This is a genomic window from Actinoplanes sp. NPDC021490 (assembly GCF_055562135.1).
On the sequence record NZ_JBVHFW010000007.1, the window covers coordinates 166,773 to 182,696 of the forward strand.

Sequence of the window (15,924 nt, forward strand, 5' to 3'; positions counted from 1 at the left end):
CAGGAGCGTCTATGGGCGGCGCCGATCGGCCGCGGCGAGGATGAGGTAGACGGCGGCGGTCCAGGTGTATGCGCGGTCGCGCAGGCCGGCTCCGGTCGCGGCGTCGAAGTTCTCGGCGAAGCCTGATGTCTCGCACAGTTCGCGGAAGCGGCGGCTGATGTCGTCGGCGAGTTCCTCGTGGCCGCCCCGCCGCAGGCCGTCCTCGATCAGGAGAGTGGCGGGGGCCCAGATCGGGCCGCGCCAGTAGCCGTCCGCGGCGTACAGGGGCGAGTCCAGGGGCTCGGTGGCCAACCCGTACGGGGTCAGATGGGCCTTGAGGTTCTCGGTCAGGGTCGTACGGATGTCGTCGGGCAGGTCGGTGCCGAGGGCGAGTGGCATGAGCGTGAGCAGGCCGGCGCTGCTCGACGTTTCGCCGGTGTGGGGGTTGCGGGCCACGAATCGGCGGCCGTCCCACAGGGTCGACAGCAGGGCCGTCTTCAGATGCCCGGCGGTCGCCGTCCACTGCTCCGCGGCGGCGGTGTCACCGAGTTCGGCAGCCAGAGTGCTCAGCTCTCGCACCTGCATGATGAGGAAGGCGGCCAGGTCGGCGGTTTCCAGTACGCGACCGGCGTCGAAGGTGGTGGCGTTGTCCCACCCGCTGTCGTTCCCATGCTGGTAGTGCGGCAGTGGATGGCCGGGGGCGCGGCGCTGGGTGAGCCAGAACGTGGTCCAGTCGCTCAGCCGCCGATAGGTCTCGCTCAGCTGGTCACGGTCGAGCGGCTTCGGCAGCAGCCGGCGCAGGTGGCCGAAGGCCCAGCCGTGAATGGGTGGCTTGACGAAGTTGTAGAGCACCTCGGAATGGGCCACGGAGTCCGGAAGGGCGCCGGTCGGGTCCTGGTGGTCGAAGGGAAGGTGGAACTGGTCCCAGGCCAGGCCGGGGTCGCCCCCGGCGAGCGCCAGCGCGTTGAAGCAGTGGTCCCAGCTCCAGACCTTGTCCATCCAGTGTTTCGACATCAGGACGGCGGGGCGGCGGAAGAACCCGCCGGGCGCCACGGTGGCGGACCACAGCACGTACGTGGCCAGTTCGGCAGCCGGTGTGCGGGCGTCGCGCCACGGGGCCACGGCGTCGAGATACCGGGCGAACGCGTCGGCCGTCGTGCGGGCCGCCTCGTCGAAGGTCGCGGTGCCGCCGTACGGGTCGCGGCTGGTTGCGTACTCCTCGATGACCACCTCCCAGGCCGAGCCGCCGGGCAGCTCGACATGCCGCTCGGCGGGGCCGAGTGATTCGATCCCGGCCGCGGTGTGCGAACTGTCGCCGAGCACGGTCAGCCGGTAACGCCTTCCGGTCTCGTAGGCGGTGAACACGTACGACGAAGCCTGCGGATCGCGGTAGAGGTAGGTGCCGGAGAACGGCGTCAGCGTCCCGGCCGCCGCCGCGATGCGCAGGCCGAGGCCGGCGCCTCGCAGGCGTACCGTGTCGGCGGTCTCGTAGACCGCTTCGATGTCACCGGCCGGATGTTCCCACCGCAGCCGGGCCGGGCCGGCGACGACCCGGGCCTCGACGCGGCCGCCGTCGTCACGGGGTTCGAAGCGCAGGACCGGGTGCATGCCGGTCTGGTGTGAGACCAGATGCAGGTCGGCGGCGTAGGTCTTCTCCGCGATGACCGGGGAGATGTCGAACCAGGAACCCGGGTAGCTGAACGGGATCTCCTGGACGGAGAAGGTCGTGGTCACGGACCGGAGGCCTTTCGTCAGGGGTGGTTCGGTCGTTGGATTCGATCACACGGTTCGCGCAGGCCGAGGGTGGCGGTGCTGCCGGTCCTCCGTCAGGCATCCGGCTGATGCTGTCGTCACGGTCGCGCAGGTCGGGAGCCATCAACGGGCCCACGACCAGGCAGCCTGCCGCGTGTCCCTCGCGAGCCGCGGCGGCCTCCTCCTCGAGGAGAAGTACAGAACCATGCTTCTAAACCACAAAATACAAATTGGTTCTCGGTCGAAGTGCACTATCTGTCCATTGACGCCGAGACCCGATGCTGTGGCCGGTTCCGCGCTCTCGGGAGGCGATGTAACGTGCCAGAGGCGGGGGCCTTCGCCGATGCTATCGACATCGAGTGGCGACAATTATGCGCCGCCCTTTCTGGCGTCACGCACTTCTTTTTTGCGTACGGGAAACCGCTGTTACGAATTTTGAGGAGCCTCGATGGCCAGCGCCACCACGACGTCCCCCGCGGCCGGGAACGAGCGGGCCGGGCGGGAACCGCTGATCGGCCGCGGCATGGTCGTTCTGTTCATCGCCCTGATCGGCTGCTTCACCGCCTGGGGCGTGGCGGCGGACCTGACCACCCCGATGGTGGCCGGCTTCAAGCGCATCTTCGACATGAGCACACTGCAGGCGTCCCTGGTCCAGCTGGCTTACTTCGGGGCGTACTTCCTGCTGGCACTGCCGGCCGCCTTCATCAACCAGCGCTTCGGCTACAAGGTAGGAATTCTCACCGGTCTTGTCCTCGCGGCGGCCGGCGCGTTCGCGTTCTACCCGGCCAGCAAGATCATGACTTACGAAGCTTTTCTGGTGGCATTGTTCGCCATCGCGGCCGGCTGCTCGATCCTCGAGACCTCGGCGAATCCGTACGTGCTCTCCCTGGGGCCGGAGGAAACCGGCACCCGGCGCTTGAATCTCGCTCAAGCATTCAACCCGGTCGGCACGAACATCGGGGTCCTGCTCGCCTCGACGCTCATTCTTCCCAAACTGGCCGACCCGGTGGACGTCGGATCTCTGTCACCGGCCCAGCTGCATACGATCCGCGCCGGCGAACTCGGCGCGGTGATGGGCCCGTACCTCGGTCTCGGTTTCGTTTTGCTGATGATCGCCGTTGCCATCGCCGCGCAGAAGGCGCCGCCGATAGTCGAGGAATTCCCGGATGCTGGTCCGGGCGACGACACCAGTACCCGCCACATGGCCCGGGTGCTGTGGCGCAACAAGCGTTATCGCTATGGCGTCATTGCCCAGTTCTTCAATGTCGCGGCCCAGGTCTGCACCTGGACATATCTGATCCAGTACGTTCAGCAGGCGCTCGGCGGCAGTCTGCAGAAAGGCGGCCTTTACCTGCAGATCAGCTTGCTGGTCTTCCTGGCCGCCCGCTTCGTGATGACGTGGGTCATCGGCCGGGTACGGGCCACCAAGGTCCTCACGATTCTGTCCTTCCTGGCCGTGCTGCTGTGCGTCTTCGCCATGGCCAGCCCGAATCTGGCTGGTGTCTACGCGCTCGTGGCCGTCTCCTTCTGCCTGTCGCTGATGTTTCCGACGATTTATGGCGTCGCCCTCAAGGGCCTCGGCCCGGCCACCAAGTTCGGCGCCGCCGGTCTGGTGATGGCCATTGTGGGAGGTGCCGTCATGCCGGTGATTCAGGGCAAGCTCGTCGATGCGACGAGTGCGGCGATCTCGTTCGTCGTGCCCGCCGTCTGCTTCACCGTCGTCGGTCTCTACGCGGTTTTCGACCTCGTTGCCCGTACGGGGCCCCACCCCGCCGCCCCGGCCGGCGCGACCACCGGGAGCGCGGCATGAGCGCCCGGCGCTACGTAGCCGCGACGGTCGTGGTCGCCATGGCTCTTGCCGCGACCGGCTGTGGCAGCGACGAGCCGACCAGCGCGACGAAGGACAGCAAGCAGCTCGAGGTCCTGTCCTGGTGGACCTCCGGCTCGGAGGCGGCCGCCCTGAACCTCCTGCTGAACGCGTACCGGCAGGCCAACCCGGGTGTCGAACCGGTCAACGCGGCAGTCGCGGGCGGCGCCGGCTCGCAGGCGATCGTGACCCTGGCCCAACGACTGCAGGCCGGCGACCCACCGGACGTCTGGCAGACCTTCACCGGCAAGTCGGTTCAGGGCTACGCCGCGCGCGGGACGATCCGTGACGTCTCCTCCGTGCTGACCGGCGCCGGGAGCTCCCAGATGCAGCCGGCGATCCGGCAATCACTCAACCGCGACGGCAAGCCGTACGGGGTGCCGACGGGGGCCCATCGCAGCAACGTGTTGTGGTTCAACACGGGCCTGCTCGAGAAGGCGGGCGTTACACCGCCGGCCGCCGGATACACCCTCGCCACGTTCGTGAGCGACCTGCGCAAGGTCAAGGAGTCAGGCGCGACGGCGTTGTGCCTGGGCGGCCAGGACCCGTTCACGACGGCCGAGCTGTTCGAGAACACGTTGCTCAGCACCATCGGCACCACCGGGTGGCAGGACATGGCCGGCGACCGGCTCGACTGGCGCGGCGCCAAGGTGCGGACGGCGTTGCAGACCTTCGGCGACATCCTCACCTACGCCGACCCCGACGCCGGTGCGCTGACCTGGGACGCCGCGACCAAGAAACTCGCAACCGGCGGCTGTGCCTTCGAGTCCGTCAACGACTCGGCGTACGGGGAACTGCTCGCCGCCGGGGCGAAGGAGGGCACGGACTTCGGCGCCACGGCCTTCCCCGGCACCGACGCCAGTTTCCTCGCCGTGGTCGACGTCTTCGTGGCCGCCACCAAGGCGAAGAACGCGAAGAACGCGCTCGGCTTCCTGCAGAGCATCGGCACGCCGGAGACCCAGATCGCCTTCAGCAAGGCCAAGGGGTCCGTTCCGGTCCTGCGAGATGTCGACATCGCCACGCTCCCGGCCTATCAGCAGCAGAGCTCGAAAGCTCTCTGGTCCTCCACGGTGCTGTTGTCCGTGGCCCACGGCGAGGCGATGAGCCCCACCTTCCAGGAGGGCTTCTACGATGCCGTTTCGACCTACGTACGCACCCGAAGCCCGGACTCCTTCGCCGACGACCTGCAAAACGCCGTCTCGAACGACCGGATCCCGCAACGCTGAGCCCGGGTCCTTCGGCCCTGCCGCCGATCCGGCCGCGGCGCGAGGCTGAAGGTACGAACGAAGGCGGGAGGACAGCGATGACTTACCGCATCGCCGCGGTCAACATCATCCCGACCGGCACCGGCGCGGCGAAGGCGGCGGCCGCCGGGCAGCCGATGCACGGCATCCGTCGACTTGACCCTGCAAATGGCCGAGAGGTGACGTCATGCGCGCCAAGGACATCATGTCCAGCCCGGTGCACACCGTCGTGCAGACCGCCTCGGTGGAAAGCGCGGCCCAGCTGACGGCGGCCAAGGCCGTCACCACGCTGCCTGTGGTCGACGACGACGGGCAAGTGGTCGGCATGGTCAGCGAGAGCGACCTGCTGTGGCATCGGGTTCCGATGGACCCGACGGCCCACTTGCGCCGCATCTCGGAAACCGACCCGGCCGAGCGGCCCGGGATGGTGTCCGAGGTGATGTCGCCGTGCACCGGAGCTCCGGTGTCGTGACCGGCGGAACATCCCGATCAGGGCCGCCCGGTCGCGGGTGGCCCTGATCAGGCTCGACTGCCGGCGCCGCGGCGCCGCCCACCTGGCTTCACCTCTTGCCGTGGATCACGGCCACGGTGCAGCCGGAGTGGCGCAGCAAGTGCTGGCTGACGGACCCGAGCAGCATGCCGAGTGTGGCCCCGCGACCTCGCGTCCCAACGATCAGCAGTTGGGCGCTCCTGCTGGCCTCGACCAGTGCCGCCGCCGGGTGGGCGACCACCGCGTCGGCCGAGATGTCCAGCTCCGGATACTTCTCGCGCCAGCCGGCGACGAGCTCGTCGAACGGGCGACGTTCGTCCGTGGTCACGGTCCGGGTCACCAACGGCGTCTCTTCCCACAGGCCGGTCACCGGCGCCCACGCACGGATCACGCGCAGGCCGACGTTGCGGGCGGCGGACTGCTCGACGGCGAAGCCGAGCGCGAGTTGCGCCGACGCGGAGTCGTCCACGCCGACCACAACCGGGGCGTCCGCGGCAGCCGTGCCGCGTACCACGATGACGGGGCACTCAGCATGTGCGCTCACCGCGACACTGACCGAGCCCAGCAGGCCGGTGACGGCGCTGTGCCCGCGGCAGCCCAGCACGATCAGGCTCGCGCCGGCGGAGCGGCCGATGAGCTCGAGCGCGGCGCTGTTGCTGACGATCGCGATGTGCGCCCGTACGGACGGATGGGTCTGCTTGGCCGAGGCGACGGCCTCGTGCAGGGTGCCCTTGATGGCGCGGTCGGTCTCGCCGTCCGGCCAGACGGACGGGGCGGGAACTGTGGAGGTCGCGGGCAACCAGGTGGGCCATTCGTAGGCGTACAGGAACTCCACCACTGCTCCGGTACGGGCGGCTTCGTCGAGTGCCCACTGAGCGGCTGCCTTGGCGTCGGGGGAACGGTCGTAGCCGACGATGATTCTTCGGGCGGTCATGATGGCTTCTCCTCTCGGGAGATGTCTGGTTCTCAGACCGGTTGCGGGCGGGTGACGAAGACCGGGCAGGCGGCGTGGTGCAGCAGCTGCAGGGTCGTCGAACCCAGGAACGCGCCGGCGATCAGACCGTGTCCGCGATTACCGACGATGACCAGCCGGGACCGCCGGGATTCCCGCTCGAGGGCGAAGGCGGCGCTCTCGTGGGTCACCACCGTCTCGACCGGCACATCCGGGTACTTCGCCCGCCAAGGAGCGAGCTGTTCCTCCAGTCGTTCACTTTCGGCGGCGTCCTGCTGGGGCGTATCGACCGTGGGCGGTGCCACATCGGACAGCCAGAGCGGAATCGCCGGGAGGTACGCGCGGACGACGGTCAGCGGGCAGTCGTGCTCGGCCGCCGAGGTGAAGGCAGTCTCCAGCACGAGGCCGGCGGTGGAGGAATCGTCGACGCCGGCGGCGATCGGTCCGTTCGCACTGGTGGCCTTCCCCCGAACCACAACGACCGGGCTGGACGCGTGCGTGGCGACGCGCTGGCTGACCGAACCGAGCAGCAGGCCGGTGAAGCCGCCGCGGCCCCGGCTGCCGAGCACCAGCAGCCCGGCGCCGCCGGCTGCTTCGAGCAATCGTGGGGCGGCGAGCCCGATGAGGGTCTCTGTCTCGATGCTGATGTCCGGTGCGATGTCGCGGGCCCGGTCCCACGCCGCGGCCACGACGGCCTCGGCGACCCTTCGCGCGATGTCGATGAACTCGCATCCGACGTTGTATCGGGCGCCCTCCCACTCGAAGTCGAAGGCGTGCACGATGCGTAGCGGCAGATGGCGGCGGCGGGCTTCGTGAGCCGCCCAGTCGACGGCGATGGTGCTCGAGTCGGTGCCGTCGGTGCCGACGACGATGGCCTTGGTGTTCATGGCCGTTCCCCTCTCGGTCTCTCCTTCCATCGTCGGCCTCATCCATGCGCCCGGGCAGGGTGGCAGGTCCTCTCCCGAGGGGCCGGAGGTCCCGACGGCCGGCGGTGAACCAGGCGCAGGGCAAGCCCAGGAAGCACCGCGACGGCGGCACACGCCAGCAGAACAGGAACGCTCAACGCCTCGGTGCCGAGCAGCGCCTGCAGCGGTGGCAGCAGGACGCCCGCGACCTGCAGAAGCCCGGATATCGCGACGGCGGCGACCAGCGACCAGTTGCGCGACACGCCGGGCGCCGCCTTGGCGCGGACCGCGAGGGCGACACCGAGCTGGGCGAAAGACCTCCCGAGGGTGTGCCTTCGCCTCTGCCGGCGGTGGTGCTGGAAGCGGTCTCCTGGAGGTGTCAGGAAAGGCCCGGCACCGAAGAAGGAGGGCCATCATGTTGAAGCGCAATCTGATCGCGGCGGGATACGCCATCCTGTTGCCCGTGTCGAGCACGGTCCTCGTCGTTCTGGTCGCCGCCGGCGTCGGCGGAGCTGTTTCCGGCGCGCGCCGTCTCGCCCATCGATGACCACACGTGAGATCGGCCGAGCGCGTCCCGCCGGGCCGATCAGGGGGCAGTCACGTCGCCAACTTGCCGGCGAGCCTCGGTGCTCCGGGCCCTGTCAGATCGGCCAGGCCGGCCGGTCGGCCCGACACCAGCAGGAGCAGCGCGGCGATCGGTCCTTCCACCCGGACGCCGGAACCGACGCGCCACGGCGCGTCCGTGGCCGACAGTTCGAAGCCACGCAGCCGGCGTTGCGCCCGGAACGGAAACGGCTGGGCCCAGATGCGGTCCGCGGCGGCAACGGCTGCGGCAACCGGCATCGGATGGGAGCGTCCGAGTGGGCGGGCGATGTCCTGGCCGTGGCACAGGACGTCGATCAGGGGCTCGAGCGGGGTGACGAACGGCGCGGTGCGGCGCGAGCCGACCATGGCGCGCAACCGTCGCGGGTACTCCTCGACCGGCAGGCGCGCCTGTCTGATGGCGGTGTCCCGGATCATCCGGTTGAAGCCGCCGCCGGCACGGACCAGCGAGATCGTCGCGGAGAGCGGTCCGGTGTGGGCCAGCGTCAGATGCGCGGCGACGTCGCGCACCGTCCAGTCCCGGCAGAGTGACGGCGTACGCCACTGAGTGTCCTCGAGCTCGTCCAGCAGGCCGGCCAGTCCGGTGCGTTCGTCGTCGATCGCACGCCACACCGCATCCTCGTCCACGGCGCTCCCCTTTGGTTCGAATATGGTACTAGAATGATTCGAAACTCTGACTACTGTCAAGGAGTGGTGCGTGCCGGAACACTCTGATCATGAGGGGACCGGGGCCGACGGCGGACCGCTCAACATCGGGCTGTTGTGCTTCATCGTCCAGCGATCCATGGAGGACCGCGTCCTGGCCGATCTCGCCGCGGCCGGGTTCGACGACATCACCGTGGCTCAGGCGCGCGTGCTGGCCCGGGTCGGCGCCGAGGGCACCCGGCTAACCGATCTCGCCGAGCAGGCCCGGGTCACCAAGCAGACCGCCACCTTCATGGTCGATCAGCTGGAACGCGCCGGATATGTGCGCCGCCTTCCCGACCCGGCCGACGCGCGGGCACGGCTGGTGACCTTCGCCGACCGGGGACTCGCCGCGCAAGAGGTGGCGCGGCAGACCGAAGTAGTGGTGCAGCAGGAGTGGACCCGTCATCTCGGCCGGCGAGCCACCGTACGCTTGCACCAGCTCTTGACTCAGCTCCGCGAGATCACCGACCCGTATCAGTGACGCCACGAGGCATGAAGACAATTAGGGTCCGGGCAACAACATGCGTGAGCTGCGAGGAGGGCAGGACGTGGCCGGTGGAGTGCCGGGCCGGACTTCCCGGACCCTGTTGTTGAGCATCCTTGCGGCGGGTTGCGGTGCTGAGCTCTTCGACAACGTGGAGGATCCATGGCTGACCGTGGTGCCTTTTGTTCTGGTGGTGCTGGCGACGTCCGCTCTGACGGCCGAACTTACGAGGCAAGCGCAACGCGGCCCGGGAAGTGCGGTGAAAGGGTGGACCCGCAGCGACACCGGCATAGTCCTGACGCTGGCGGTCCTCGCGGTTCTGCTCACATGTAGTGCTGCATTTGCCCGTACGCCACCAAGCGAGCACACCGCCGCCGCATGTTTCGCCGCTCTCTATCTCCTGCTCGCCGGGTACTTCTGGTATGCGCGTCGAAAGAACCTAGCTGGGTAAGCGTGCGGCCGGCCTGCCGCGACGATGTCGGGGCAGACCGGCCGGGATGGATCAGGGCCGTACGGTGAGCAGGTGGGCCTTGTAGCCCTCGCCGTACGTCTTGGTCGGGGTGCCGTTCCAGTCTTCGATGAGGACGTTGCCGCCGCTGGCGCAGCCGCCCCACGGGTTCCAGGTCCAGGCGGTGTACCCGACGCCGTGCGTGTCGGCCCACGCCATCACCTGGTCGATGTAGTCGTGCGCGCAGGTGTCCTGGCCGATCTCGCCCGCCTGCACCGGCACCTGGGCGGCCACCGTGCCGACCTGGGTGTCCCAGCAGGAGGTGGTGACGCAGGCGTTGAAGTTGTACGTGTGCCACGACGCCATCAGGTTGCCGGTGGGGTCGACCGGCTTGTAGGCGAGCCACTGACTCAGGTCGTTGGTCCAGGTCAGCCCGGCGCTCATGACCACGTTGGTGGCGCCGGTGGCCCGGACCGCGTCGAGCAGATCCTGCATGCCGGCCACCTCGTACGCGATGCCGGTGCAGGTCCCGCCGTCCCGCAGGCACTTCCACGCCGCGGCCGCGTCCGACCAGTTGTTGGAGGCGTCCGGGTAGGGCTCGTTGAACAGGTCGAAGACGACCGCGTTGTTGCCCTTGAACATGGTTGCCACGCCGGTCCAGAACTGCGGCGTGTACTGCATGCTGGGCATCGGCTTCTGGCAGGTCGCGTTGACGTCGGCGCAGGCCGAGATGTTGCCGGTGTACTGGCCGTGCGTCCAGTGCAGGTCCAGGATCGGCGTGATGCCGTTGGCCACCAGCGCGTCAGCGAACTTCTTGACCTCCTGCTGGTACTCCGGGCCGCTCGGCGAGCCGGACAGGCCGAGCCAGCAGTCCTCGTTCAGCGGGATCCGTACGGCGTGGATGTTCCAGGCCTTCATCGCGTCGATGCCGGCCTGGTCGGCCGGGGCGCCGTCCCACATGCCCTTGCCCTGCACGCAGGCGAACTCCCCGCTGGAGCGGTTGACGCCGAGCAGCCGGTAGGTCGCCCCGGTCGCGGTAACCAGCTTGTTGCCGGACACGTGCAGCGCGGGTGCGGCACCTCCGGCGGGCGGGGTGGACGGTGGAGTGCTGGGCGGCGTGGACGGCGGCGTGCTGGGCGGGGTGGTCGGCGGGGTGGTGGAGCCGGTGCACCGGACGCCGTTGACGCTGAAGGAGGTGGGCGCCGGGTTGGCGCCGGTGATCGCGCCGATGAAGCCGAGTGTGACGGACCCGCCGGTGGCGACGGTGCCGTTCCAGCCGGCGTTCGAGGCGGTGACGTGACCGCCGGACTGCGACCAGGTGGCGTTCCAGCCCTGGGTGACGGCCTGACCGGCGGCGGGGAAGTCGAACTCCAGCTTCCAGGTGGTCAGCGGGTCGCCGAGGTTGGTGAAGGAGACACCACCCTGGAACCCGCCCTGCCATTGACTGGCGACCGTATAGGTTGCTGAGCAGCCGGCGGTGGCGGCCGATGCGGTGGATACCGCCGCCCATCCACTGGCGACGATCAGGCTGGCCGCCGCCGCTGCCACCAGGGCAACGCGGTTGTTCATCGCAGCTCTCCTTTCATGGACACATCTCTATGGGAGCGCTCCCACAACGTCGACGACTTAAGCCCTTAAGTCAAGAAGGTTGGCAGCACGGAAATCCTGCGCGGGTGCGTGCTTAAGCGCTTAAGCTGGTGGTGGGAGGGCAGCGCATGAAACGGCCGACCATCGCCGAGATAGCGGCACGGGCCGGTGTCTCGACCGGCGCCGTGTCGTACGCGCTCAACGGCCGCCCCGGGGTCTCCGCCGCGACCCGCAAGCGCATCCTGCAGATCGCCGACGAGATCGGCTGGCGGCCGAGCGTGGCGGCCCGGTCGCTGTCCGGGTCCCGGGCCCACAGCGTCGGCCTGATCATCGCCCGTCCGCCCGACACCCTGGGCGTCGAGCCGTTCTTCATGCGGTTCATCGCCGGGCTCGAGGGCCGGCTCTCCGGCCACGACATCGCCCTGCTGCTGCAGTTCGTCGACGACCACCAGGCCGCCATCGACGCGATGCGGTTGTGCTGGGCCGAGCGACGCGTCGACGGCATGGTCATCACCGACCTGTGGACCGACGACTCCCGCATTCCGGTCCTCGACAACCTGGGCATCCCCGCCGTCCTGGTCGGCCGGCAGCGGGACGACACCGCGCTGCCGGCCGTCTGGACCGATGACGCCGCGGCCGTCACCGCGGGCGTGGACTATCTCGTCGCCCTCGGCCACCGCGAGATCATCCGGGTCGCCGGGCTGGCCGCGCTCGACCATACCCAGGTCCGCATCGCGGCGTTCCGGGCCGCGATGCTCGCCCACGGGCTCGGCCACCCCCGGGTCGTCGCCACCGACTACACCTGGGAGGAGGGCGCGCGGGTGACCCGGACCCTGCTGTCCCAGCGCGACCGGCCCACCGCGATCATGTTCGACAACGACGTCATGGCCGCCGCCGCGCTCAATGTCGCCCAGGAGATGAACCTCGCCGTACCCCAGGACCTGTCGATCCTGGCCGGTGACGACTCGCAGCTCTGCGTGCTGGTCCGGCCCGCGCTCACCGCGCTGACCCGCGACATCCAGGGGTACGGCCGGCACACCGCTCAAGTGATGCTCGATGTGATCGACGGCCGTAGCCCCGGATCCGAGCCGGAGAGCCCGACCCGCCTGACCGTTCGCGCCAGCACCGGTCCACCACCACCCTGATCCGCGACGGCACGCCGGAGCGGGTGCCCCGGAGTCGCCCCGGTCGGCGGTCAGGACAGGAAGGTGCCGTACCGGCCGTTGAGGATTCCGTTCTTCTGGGTCTGGTTGAAGGTGCAGTTCGGGTAGCCGTAGAACGAGGCGGACATGCACGTGCCGTCGGTGGAACTGGCATCCGGCAGTCCGAAGGCGTGGCCCAGTTCGTGGACCATTCCCCCGTACCAGCGTGGCATCGGCTCGGTCTTGCCGGCCGCGCCGTCGGCGTCGTGGCCACTGAGCAGCACCCAGCCGGGCTGACCCCCGCCGCCGGACTTGCCGGCCTCCTCGGCGCTGACCTCGGCGACCATCAGCCATCGGCTGTCGGGGTTGTTGAGGCCGAAGCGTTGCTGCAGTTCGCCCTGCATGTTGAAGATGACGCAGGCGTACCGGTCGCCGCCGGGGGTGCAGTTGTTGTTGATGTACCAATTCGTGTCGTGCAGACCGTTGACCACCTCGACGGCCGGGCTGTTGAGAGTGAACGTCTTGCCCAGTTGCTGCTTGAAGAAGCGCTGCGCCTCGACCATGACGTCGGTGATCCCGCTGGGGTAGCGCTGGTCGAACGCCACGTCCGTCGGCTTGAGCCAGAAGACGCGCACCGTCCGCGCCGGCGGGTTGCCCGGCACCGTGGGTGAGGGTGTCGCGGAAGCCGGAGGGGACGTGGGGGTCACGCCGCCGGTGCAGGCCACGCCGTTGAGGGTGAAGCCGGCCGGCACCGGGTTGGAGGCGCCCGCCGTGCCGTTGAACCCGAACGAGGTGCTGCCGTTGGTGGCGAGGGAGCCGTTCCAGCTCGCGTTGCTGACGCTGACGGCGCTGCCGCTCTGGGCCGCCGTGGCGCTCCACGCCTGGGCGATCGTCTGCCCGCCGCCGAAACTCCAGCGCAAAGTCCAATTCGGGACCGGGTCGCCGAGGTTGGTCAGCGTCACGTTCGCGGTGAAGCCGCCGGCCCACTGGGCGCCGATGGCGTAGGAGACCCGGCATCCGGCCGCCGCGGCCTGGGCGGTGGCCGCGGTCGTCACTCCCGCCGCAGCCAGGCACGCGGCCGAGGCGAGCACGGCCACGGCCGTACGTCGTGTCGGCATTTCACACCTCTCCTCGATAGTGGTCGGCGATGTCCGCAGCGGCCAGCGCCGTGCTGTAGACCCGGAAGTCGTCCACCGCGGCGGCCAGGTAGGGATCGGCGTATTGCGAGCGGCCGATCCAGTTGCCGGTGGTCGAGCCGAGGGCGGCCGGGCCCAGCGTCATGGCGGAGTTGCGGGCGACCTCGGCACCGTCGACGTACAGGATGCCGAGATTCGCGGTTTTGGTGACCGCGACGTGCACCCAGCTGCCGGTCGGGAGGGCGGCGGGGGCGTCGATGCGTTGTTCGCCGCCGGCGCCGGTGGCAGTGATGGCGAACCGGGCGGTGCCGGAGCCCGAGCGTGGGGTGAGGAACATGTTCGCGCCGGCCCCGGTGCCGAAGTCGAACACCCGGGTCCAGGCGGTCGCGCTGTCGAGCCGCACCCAGCAGACGACGCTGAAGGCCGTCGCACCGGCCAGGATGCCGGCCGGCAGGGTGACGTGGTCCCCGCTGCCGTTCAATCGGACCGCGTTTCCCGTACGCCCGGAGGTCCACGTTCCCCCGGTGAGCGTGGCGGTCCGGCCGTTGCCGGTGGCGTCGGCGGCGCTGGCGCCGGTCGACTCGTCGAACCGGTAGTGGGCGACGAAGGCCGGGAGCGGAGGCCCGCCGGTCACCGTCCAGTAGACGGTGTACCGCTGACCGTGCATCCGGTAGAACGGCACCAAGGACACACTCCCGGTGCTCGCGGTCGCGGTGTACTGCAACGGATCCGCCGTCGGCGTGAGGGTTGCCGGCTGCAGGGCCGGCAGGGCGGACAGGTTCGTGGTGCCGTACGCGCCGGCGAGCACGATCGGACCGACCTCGACCGCCTGCACCGCGGCGTTGTCCGGGGCCGCCGAACGGCGCAGGGCCATCGGCAGGCTGACGTCGACCACGTCCCCGGAGGCGAAGCTGCGATCGAGGACCGCGTACGTGCCGGGGGCGGCGGGGATGGCCTGGACGGCGCCGTTGAGCCGGATCTGGGCGCCGGCCGCCCAGGCGGGGATGCGCACGCGCAGGTCGATCCGGCCCGCCCCGGTGATGGTGAGCCGGGTGCTGCCCTGCTGGGGGAACGCGGTCTCCTGCCGTACGCTGATGGCCCGGCCCGGCCAGGTCAGCACCGACGGGATGAACAGGTTGACCCACAGCCGCTCGGCGCCGTCGTGGAAGTACACGCTGTCGCCGTACTTGGTGTTGCTCTCCATCCCGGTGCCGTGACAGCAGACGAAGCTCTGGTAGTCGTTGCTGTAGGCCTTGATCCCACCGGCCCGCAGCGGCACGTAGTAGCACTGGAAGCCGTGGGCCGACGACGGGTCCTGCGAGGCCAGCACGTGGTTGTAGAGCACGCGTTCGTAGTAGTCGAAGTAGCCTGCGCGGGACGGGTCGGTGCGGAACAACTCCCGGGTCAGCTTGGCCATGTTGTACGAGTTGCAGCACTCGGCCGTGGTGTCCGACAGCTCGGTCGCGATCCGCCCGGGCGCCTTGAAGTACTCGCCGTTGGAGTTCCCGCCGATCACGTACGTGTGGTCGCGGATCACGATGTCCCAGAAGTTCGCCGCGATCGTCCGGTACCGGGTGGTGCCGGTGGCGTGGTACTCGCGGATCGCCCCGAGCGCCTTGGGGATCTGGGTATTGGCGTGGTAGTTGTTCAGGCTGTCGACGCCGGCGGCCAGCGGATCGAAGATTTCGGCGTGGTCGAAGTGCTGGCCCGCGGCCAGGTGCGCCGGATCCCCGGTCACCTGGTAAAGGTTGGTCAGCACCTCGTTCATGCCGCCGAACTCGGTGTCGAGCATGTTCTGCCGCTGCGCCTGGGTCAGCCGGTCGTTGCGGGCCTTCACCCAGCCGGCCATGCCGAGCAGCACGGTCAGCGCCTGGGCGTTGCCGGCCAGCAGATGCATGTCGAGCAGCCCGGCCATGATCTTGTGCAGGGTGTAATAGGGCGCCCAGACCGCCTGCCGGGCCTCCACCCGATCGATGAAGCTCTCCGGGAAAGCGCTGAGGTACCCGGGGTTGAACCCGGCGGTCGCGGCGCGGGCCTGGCATTGGGCGAGCACGGCGACGATGCTGTCGCCCTTGGTCTTGAACGCGGCGGTGCCGGTGGACGCGTACGCCTGGGCGAGCGCGGTCAGCAGATGGCCGGTGGTGTGGCCGCGCAACTCGGTGGTGGGGGATTCCCAGCCGCCGCAGGGGGTGGCCGGGGACGGCAGTCCGACGTTGAGCCGGAACGTGTGCAGCAGCCGGTCCGGGTCGAGGAAGGTCAGGTACGCGTGAGTCCGGGCCTGGTTGGCGGCGAACGGGCTGCCCGCGGCCAATCGGACCGCAGTGAGCGGGAACGGGTGTGCGGAGACGCCGGTATCGGGACGCGCGCCGGCCGCGCCGCCGAGGGTCAGCGCACCGGTGGCCGTGCCGGTGAGGATGGCCGTGCCGGCGGCGCCGGCACGCAGCAGGGTCCGGCGGGACACCGGGCCGGAGAGGGACATGGGGATCCTTTCGCGCAGTCATCGCGCCCCGCGGACGGCCTGCTGTCTTTCCCGGCCTCGGCGGGTGAACTATCGCGATCTCCGAAATGGACGAAAACCTTTTCGGCATCGTGGCAGTGACAAAATCCGTTGTCAACGGTCTGCAGCGCTCGTCCATATTGACAAGCCC

15 protein-coding genes are annotated in these 15,924 nt (G+C 69.4%); 7 read left to right on the forward strand and 8 right to left on the reverse strand.

Annotated elements, in window-relative coordinates:
* Nucleotides 1-9 precede the first annotated feature (9 nt).
* Entirely contained in the window at nt 10-1,713 is a 1,704-nt protein-coding gene (locus ACZ3I4_RS20810) for an amylo-alpha-1,6-glucosidase (RefSeq protein WP_465383613.1), read from the reverse strand.
* Between the two features lie 466 nt (nt 1,714-2,179).
* On the opposite strand from ACZ3I4_RS20810, the gene fucP reads away from it, so the two are divergent.
* The 3 genes from fucP (at nt 2,180) to ACZ3I4_RS20825 (ending at nt 5,314) form a co-directional block, all read left to right on the forward strand.
* Complete coding sequence (fucP, locus tag ACZ3I4_RS20815) at nt 2,180-3,541, forward strand: L-fucose:H+ symporter permease (RefSeq protein WP_465383614.1); 1,362 nt, start codon at nt 2,180-2,182, stop codon at nt 3,539-3,541.
* Nucleotides 3,538-4,824, forward strand: a complete 1,287-nt coding sequence (locus ACZ3I4_RS20820; RefSeq protein WP_465383615.1) for an ABC transporter substrate-binding protein — start codon at nt 3,538-3,540, stop codon at nt 4,822-4,824. Before fucP ends, ACZ3I4_RS20820 begins: the two co-directional genes overlap by 4 nt.
* A gap of 205 nt (nt 4,825-5,029) precedes the next feature.
* Nucleotides 5,030-5,314, forward strand: a complete 285-nt coding sequence (locus ACZ3I4_RS20825; RefSeq protein WP_465383616.1) for a CBS domain-containing protein — start codon at nt 5,030-5,032, stop codon at nt 5,312-5,314.
* Nucleotides 5,315-5,402: 88 nt separating this feature from the next.
* On the opposite strand, the gene ACZ3I4_RS20830 is transcribed toward ACZ3I4_RS20825, so the two are convergent.
* Genes ACZ3I4_RS20830 through ACZ3I4_RS20840 form a run of 3 tightly spaced genes read right to left on the reverse strand, consistent with a single transcriptional unit; the run spans nt 5,403 to nt 7,572 of the window.
* Nucleotides 5,403-6,266, reverse strand: coding sequence for a universal stress protein (locus ACZ3I4_RS20830; RefSeq protein WP_465383617.1), 864 nt, complete (start codon nt 6,264-6,266; stop codon nt 5,403-5,405).
* Nucleotides 6,267-6,298: 32 nt separating this feature from the next.
* Nucleotides 6,299-7,171, reverse strand: coding sequence for a universal stress protein (locus ACZ3I4_RS20835; RefSeq protein ID WP_465383618.1), 873 nt, complete (start codon nt 7,169-7,171; stop codon nt 6,299-6,301).
* Nucleotides 7,172-7,209: 38 nt separating this feature from the next.
* The gene (locus ACZ3I4_RS20840; protein WP_465383810.1) at nt 7,210-7,572 is read right to left on the reverse strand and encodes a cation transporting ATPase C-terminal domain-containing protein; all 363 of its coding nucleotides are present in this window, start codon (nt 7,570-7,572) and stop codon (nt 7,210-7,212) included.
* A 32-nt stretch (nt 7,573-7,604) separates the two neighbouring features.
* On the opposite strand from ACZ3I4_RS20840, the gene ACZ3I4_RS20845 reads away from it, so the two are divergent.
* Entirely contained in the window at nt 7,605-7,736 is a 132-nt protein-coding gene (locus ACZ3I4_RS20845) for a hypothetical protein (RefSeq protein WP_465383619.1), read from the forward strand.
* Nucleotides 7,737-7,786: 50 nt separating this feature from the next.
* Here ACZ3I4_RS20845 and ACZ3I4_RS20850 read toward each other — a convergent pair whose 3' ends face one another.
* The gene (locus ACZ3I4_RS20850) at nt 7,787-8,419 is read right to left on the reverse strand and encodes a maleylpyruvate isomerase family mycothiol-dependent enzyme (protein WP_465383620.1); all 633 of its coding nucleotides are present in this window, start codon (nt 8,417-8,419) and stop codon (nt 7,787-7,789) included.
* 70 nt (nt 8,420-8,489) lie between these two features.
* Between ACZ3I4_RS20850 and ACZ3I4_RS20855 the strand changes: the two genes are divergently transcribed.
* Together ACZ3I4_RS20855 and ACZ3I4_RS20860 are read left to right on the forward strand one after the other, a co-directional pair.
* On the forward strand, nt 8,490-8,960 hold the full coding sequence (locus ACZ3I4_RS20855) for a MarR family winged helix-turn-helix transcriptional regulator (RefSeq protein WP_465383621.1): 471 nt from the start codon (nt 8,490-8,492) through the stop codon (nt 8,958-8,960).
* A gap of 40 nt (nt 8,961-9,000) precedes the next feature.
* On the forward strand, nt 9,001-9,414 hold the full coding sequence (locus ACZ3I4_RS20860) for a hypothetical protein (protein WP_465383622.1): 414 nt from the start codon (nt 9,001-9,003) through the stop codon (nt 9,412-9,414).
* Between the two features lie 51 nt (nt 9,415-9,465).
* Here the strand turns inward: ACZ3I4_RS20860 and ACZ3I4_RS20865 are convergent, their stop codons facing one another.
* Complete coding sequence (locus ACZ3I4_RS20865) at nt 9,466-10,980, reverse strand: cellulase family glycosylhydrolase (protein ID WP_465383623.1); 1,515 nt, start codon at nt 10,978-10,980, stop codon at nt 9,466-9,468.
* 146 nt (nt 10,981-11,126) lie between these two features.
* Here ACZ3I4_RS20865 and ACZ3I4_RS20870 point away from each other — a divergent pair, with 146 nt between their 5' ends.
* Nucleotides 11,127-12,143 (forward strand): LacI family DNA-binding transcriptional regulator, encoded by a 1,017-nt coding sequence (locus ACZ3I4_RS20870; RefSeq protein WP_465383624.1) that lies wholly within the window; start codon nt 11,127-11,129, stop codon nt 12,141-12,143.
* A gap of 50 nt (nt 12,144-12,193) precedes the next feature.
* Here ACZ3I4_RS20870 and ACZ3I4_RS20875 read toward each other — a convergent pair whose 3' ends face one another.
* Together ACZ3I4_RS20875 and ACZ3I4_RS20880 are read right to left on the reverse strand one after the other, a co-directional pair.
* Nucleotides 12,194-13,258 (reverse strand): cellulose binding domain-containing protein, encoded by a 1,065-nt coding sequence (locus ACZ3I4_RS20875; RefSeq protein ID WP_465383625.1) that lies wholly within the window; start codon nt 13,256-13,258, stop codon nt 12,194-12,196.
* A 1-nt stretch (nt 13,259) separates the two neighbouring features.
* Nucleotides 13,260-15,755 carry a glycoside hydrolase family 127 protein gene (locus tag ACZ3I4_RS20880; protein WP_465383626.1) on the reverse strand — a complete coding sequence of 832 codons (2,496 nt, stop codon included), beginning with the start codon at nt 15,753-15,755 and terminating at the stop codon, nt 13,260-13,262.
* Nucleotides 15,756-15,924 lie beyond the last annotated feature (169 nt).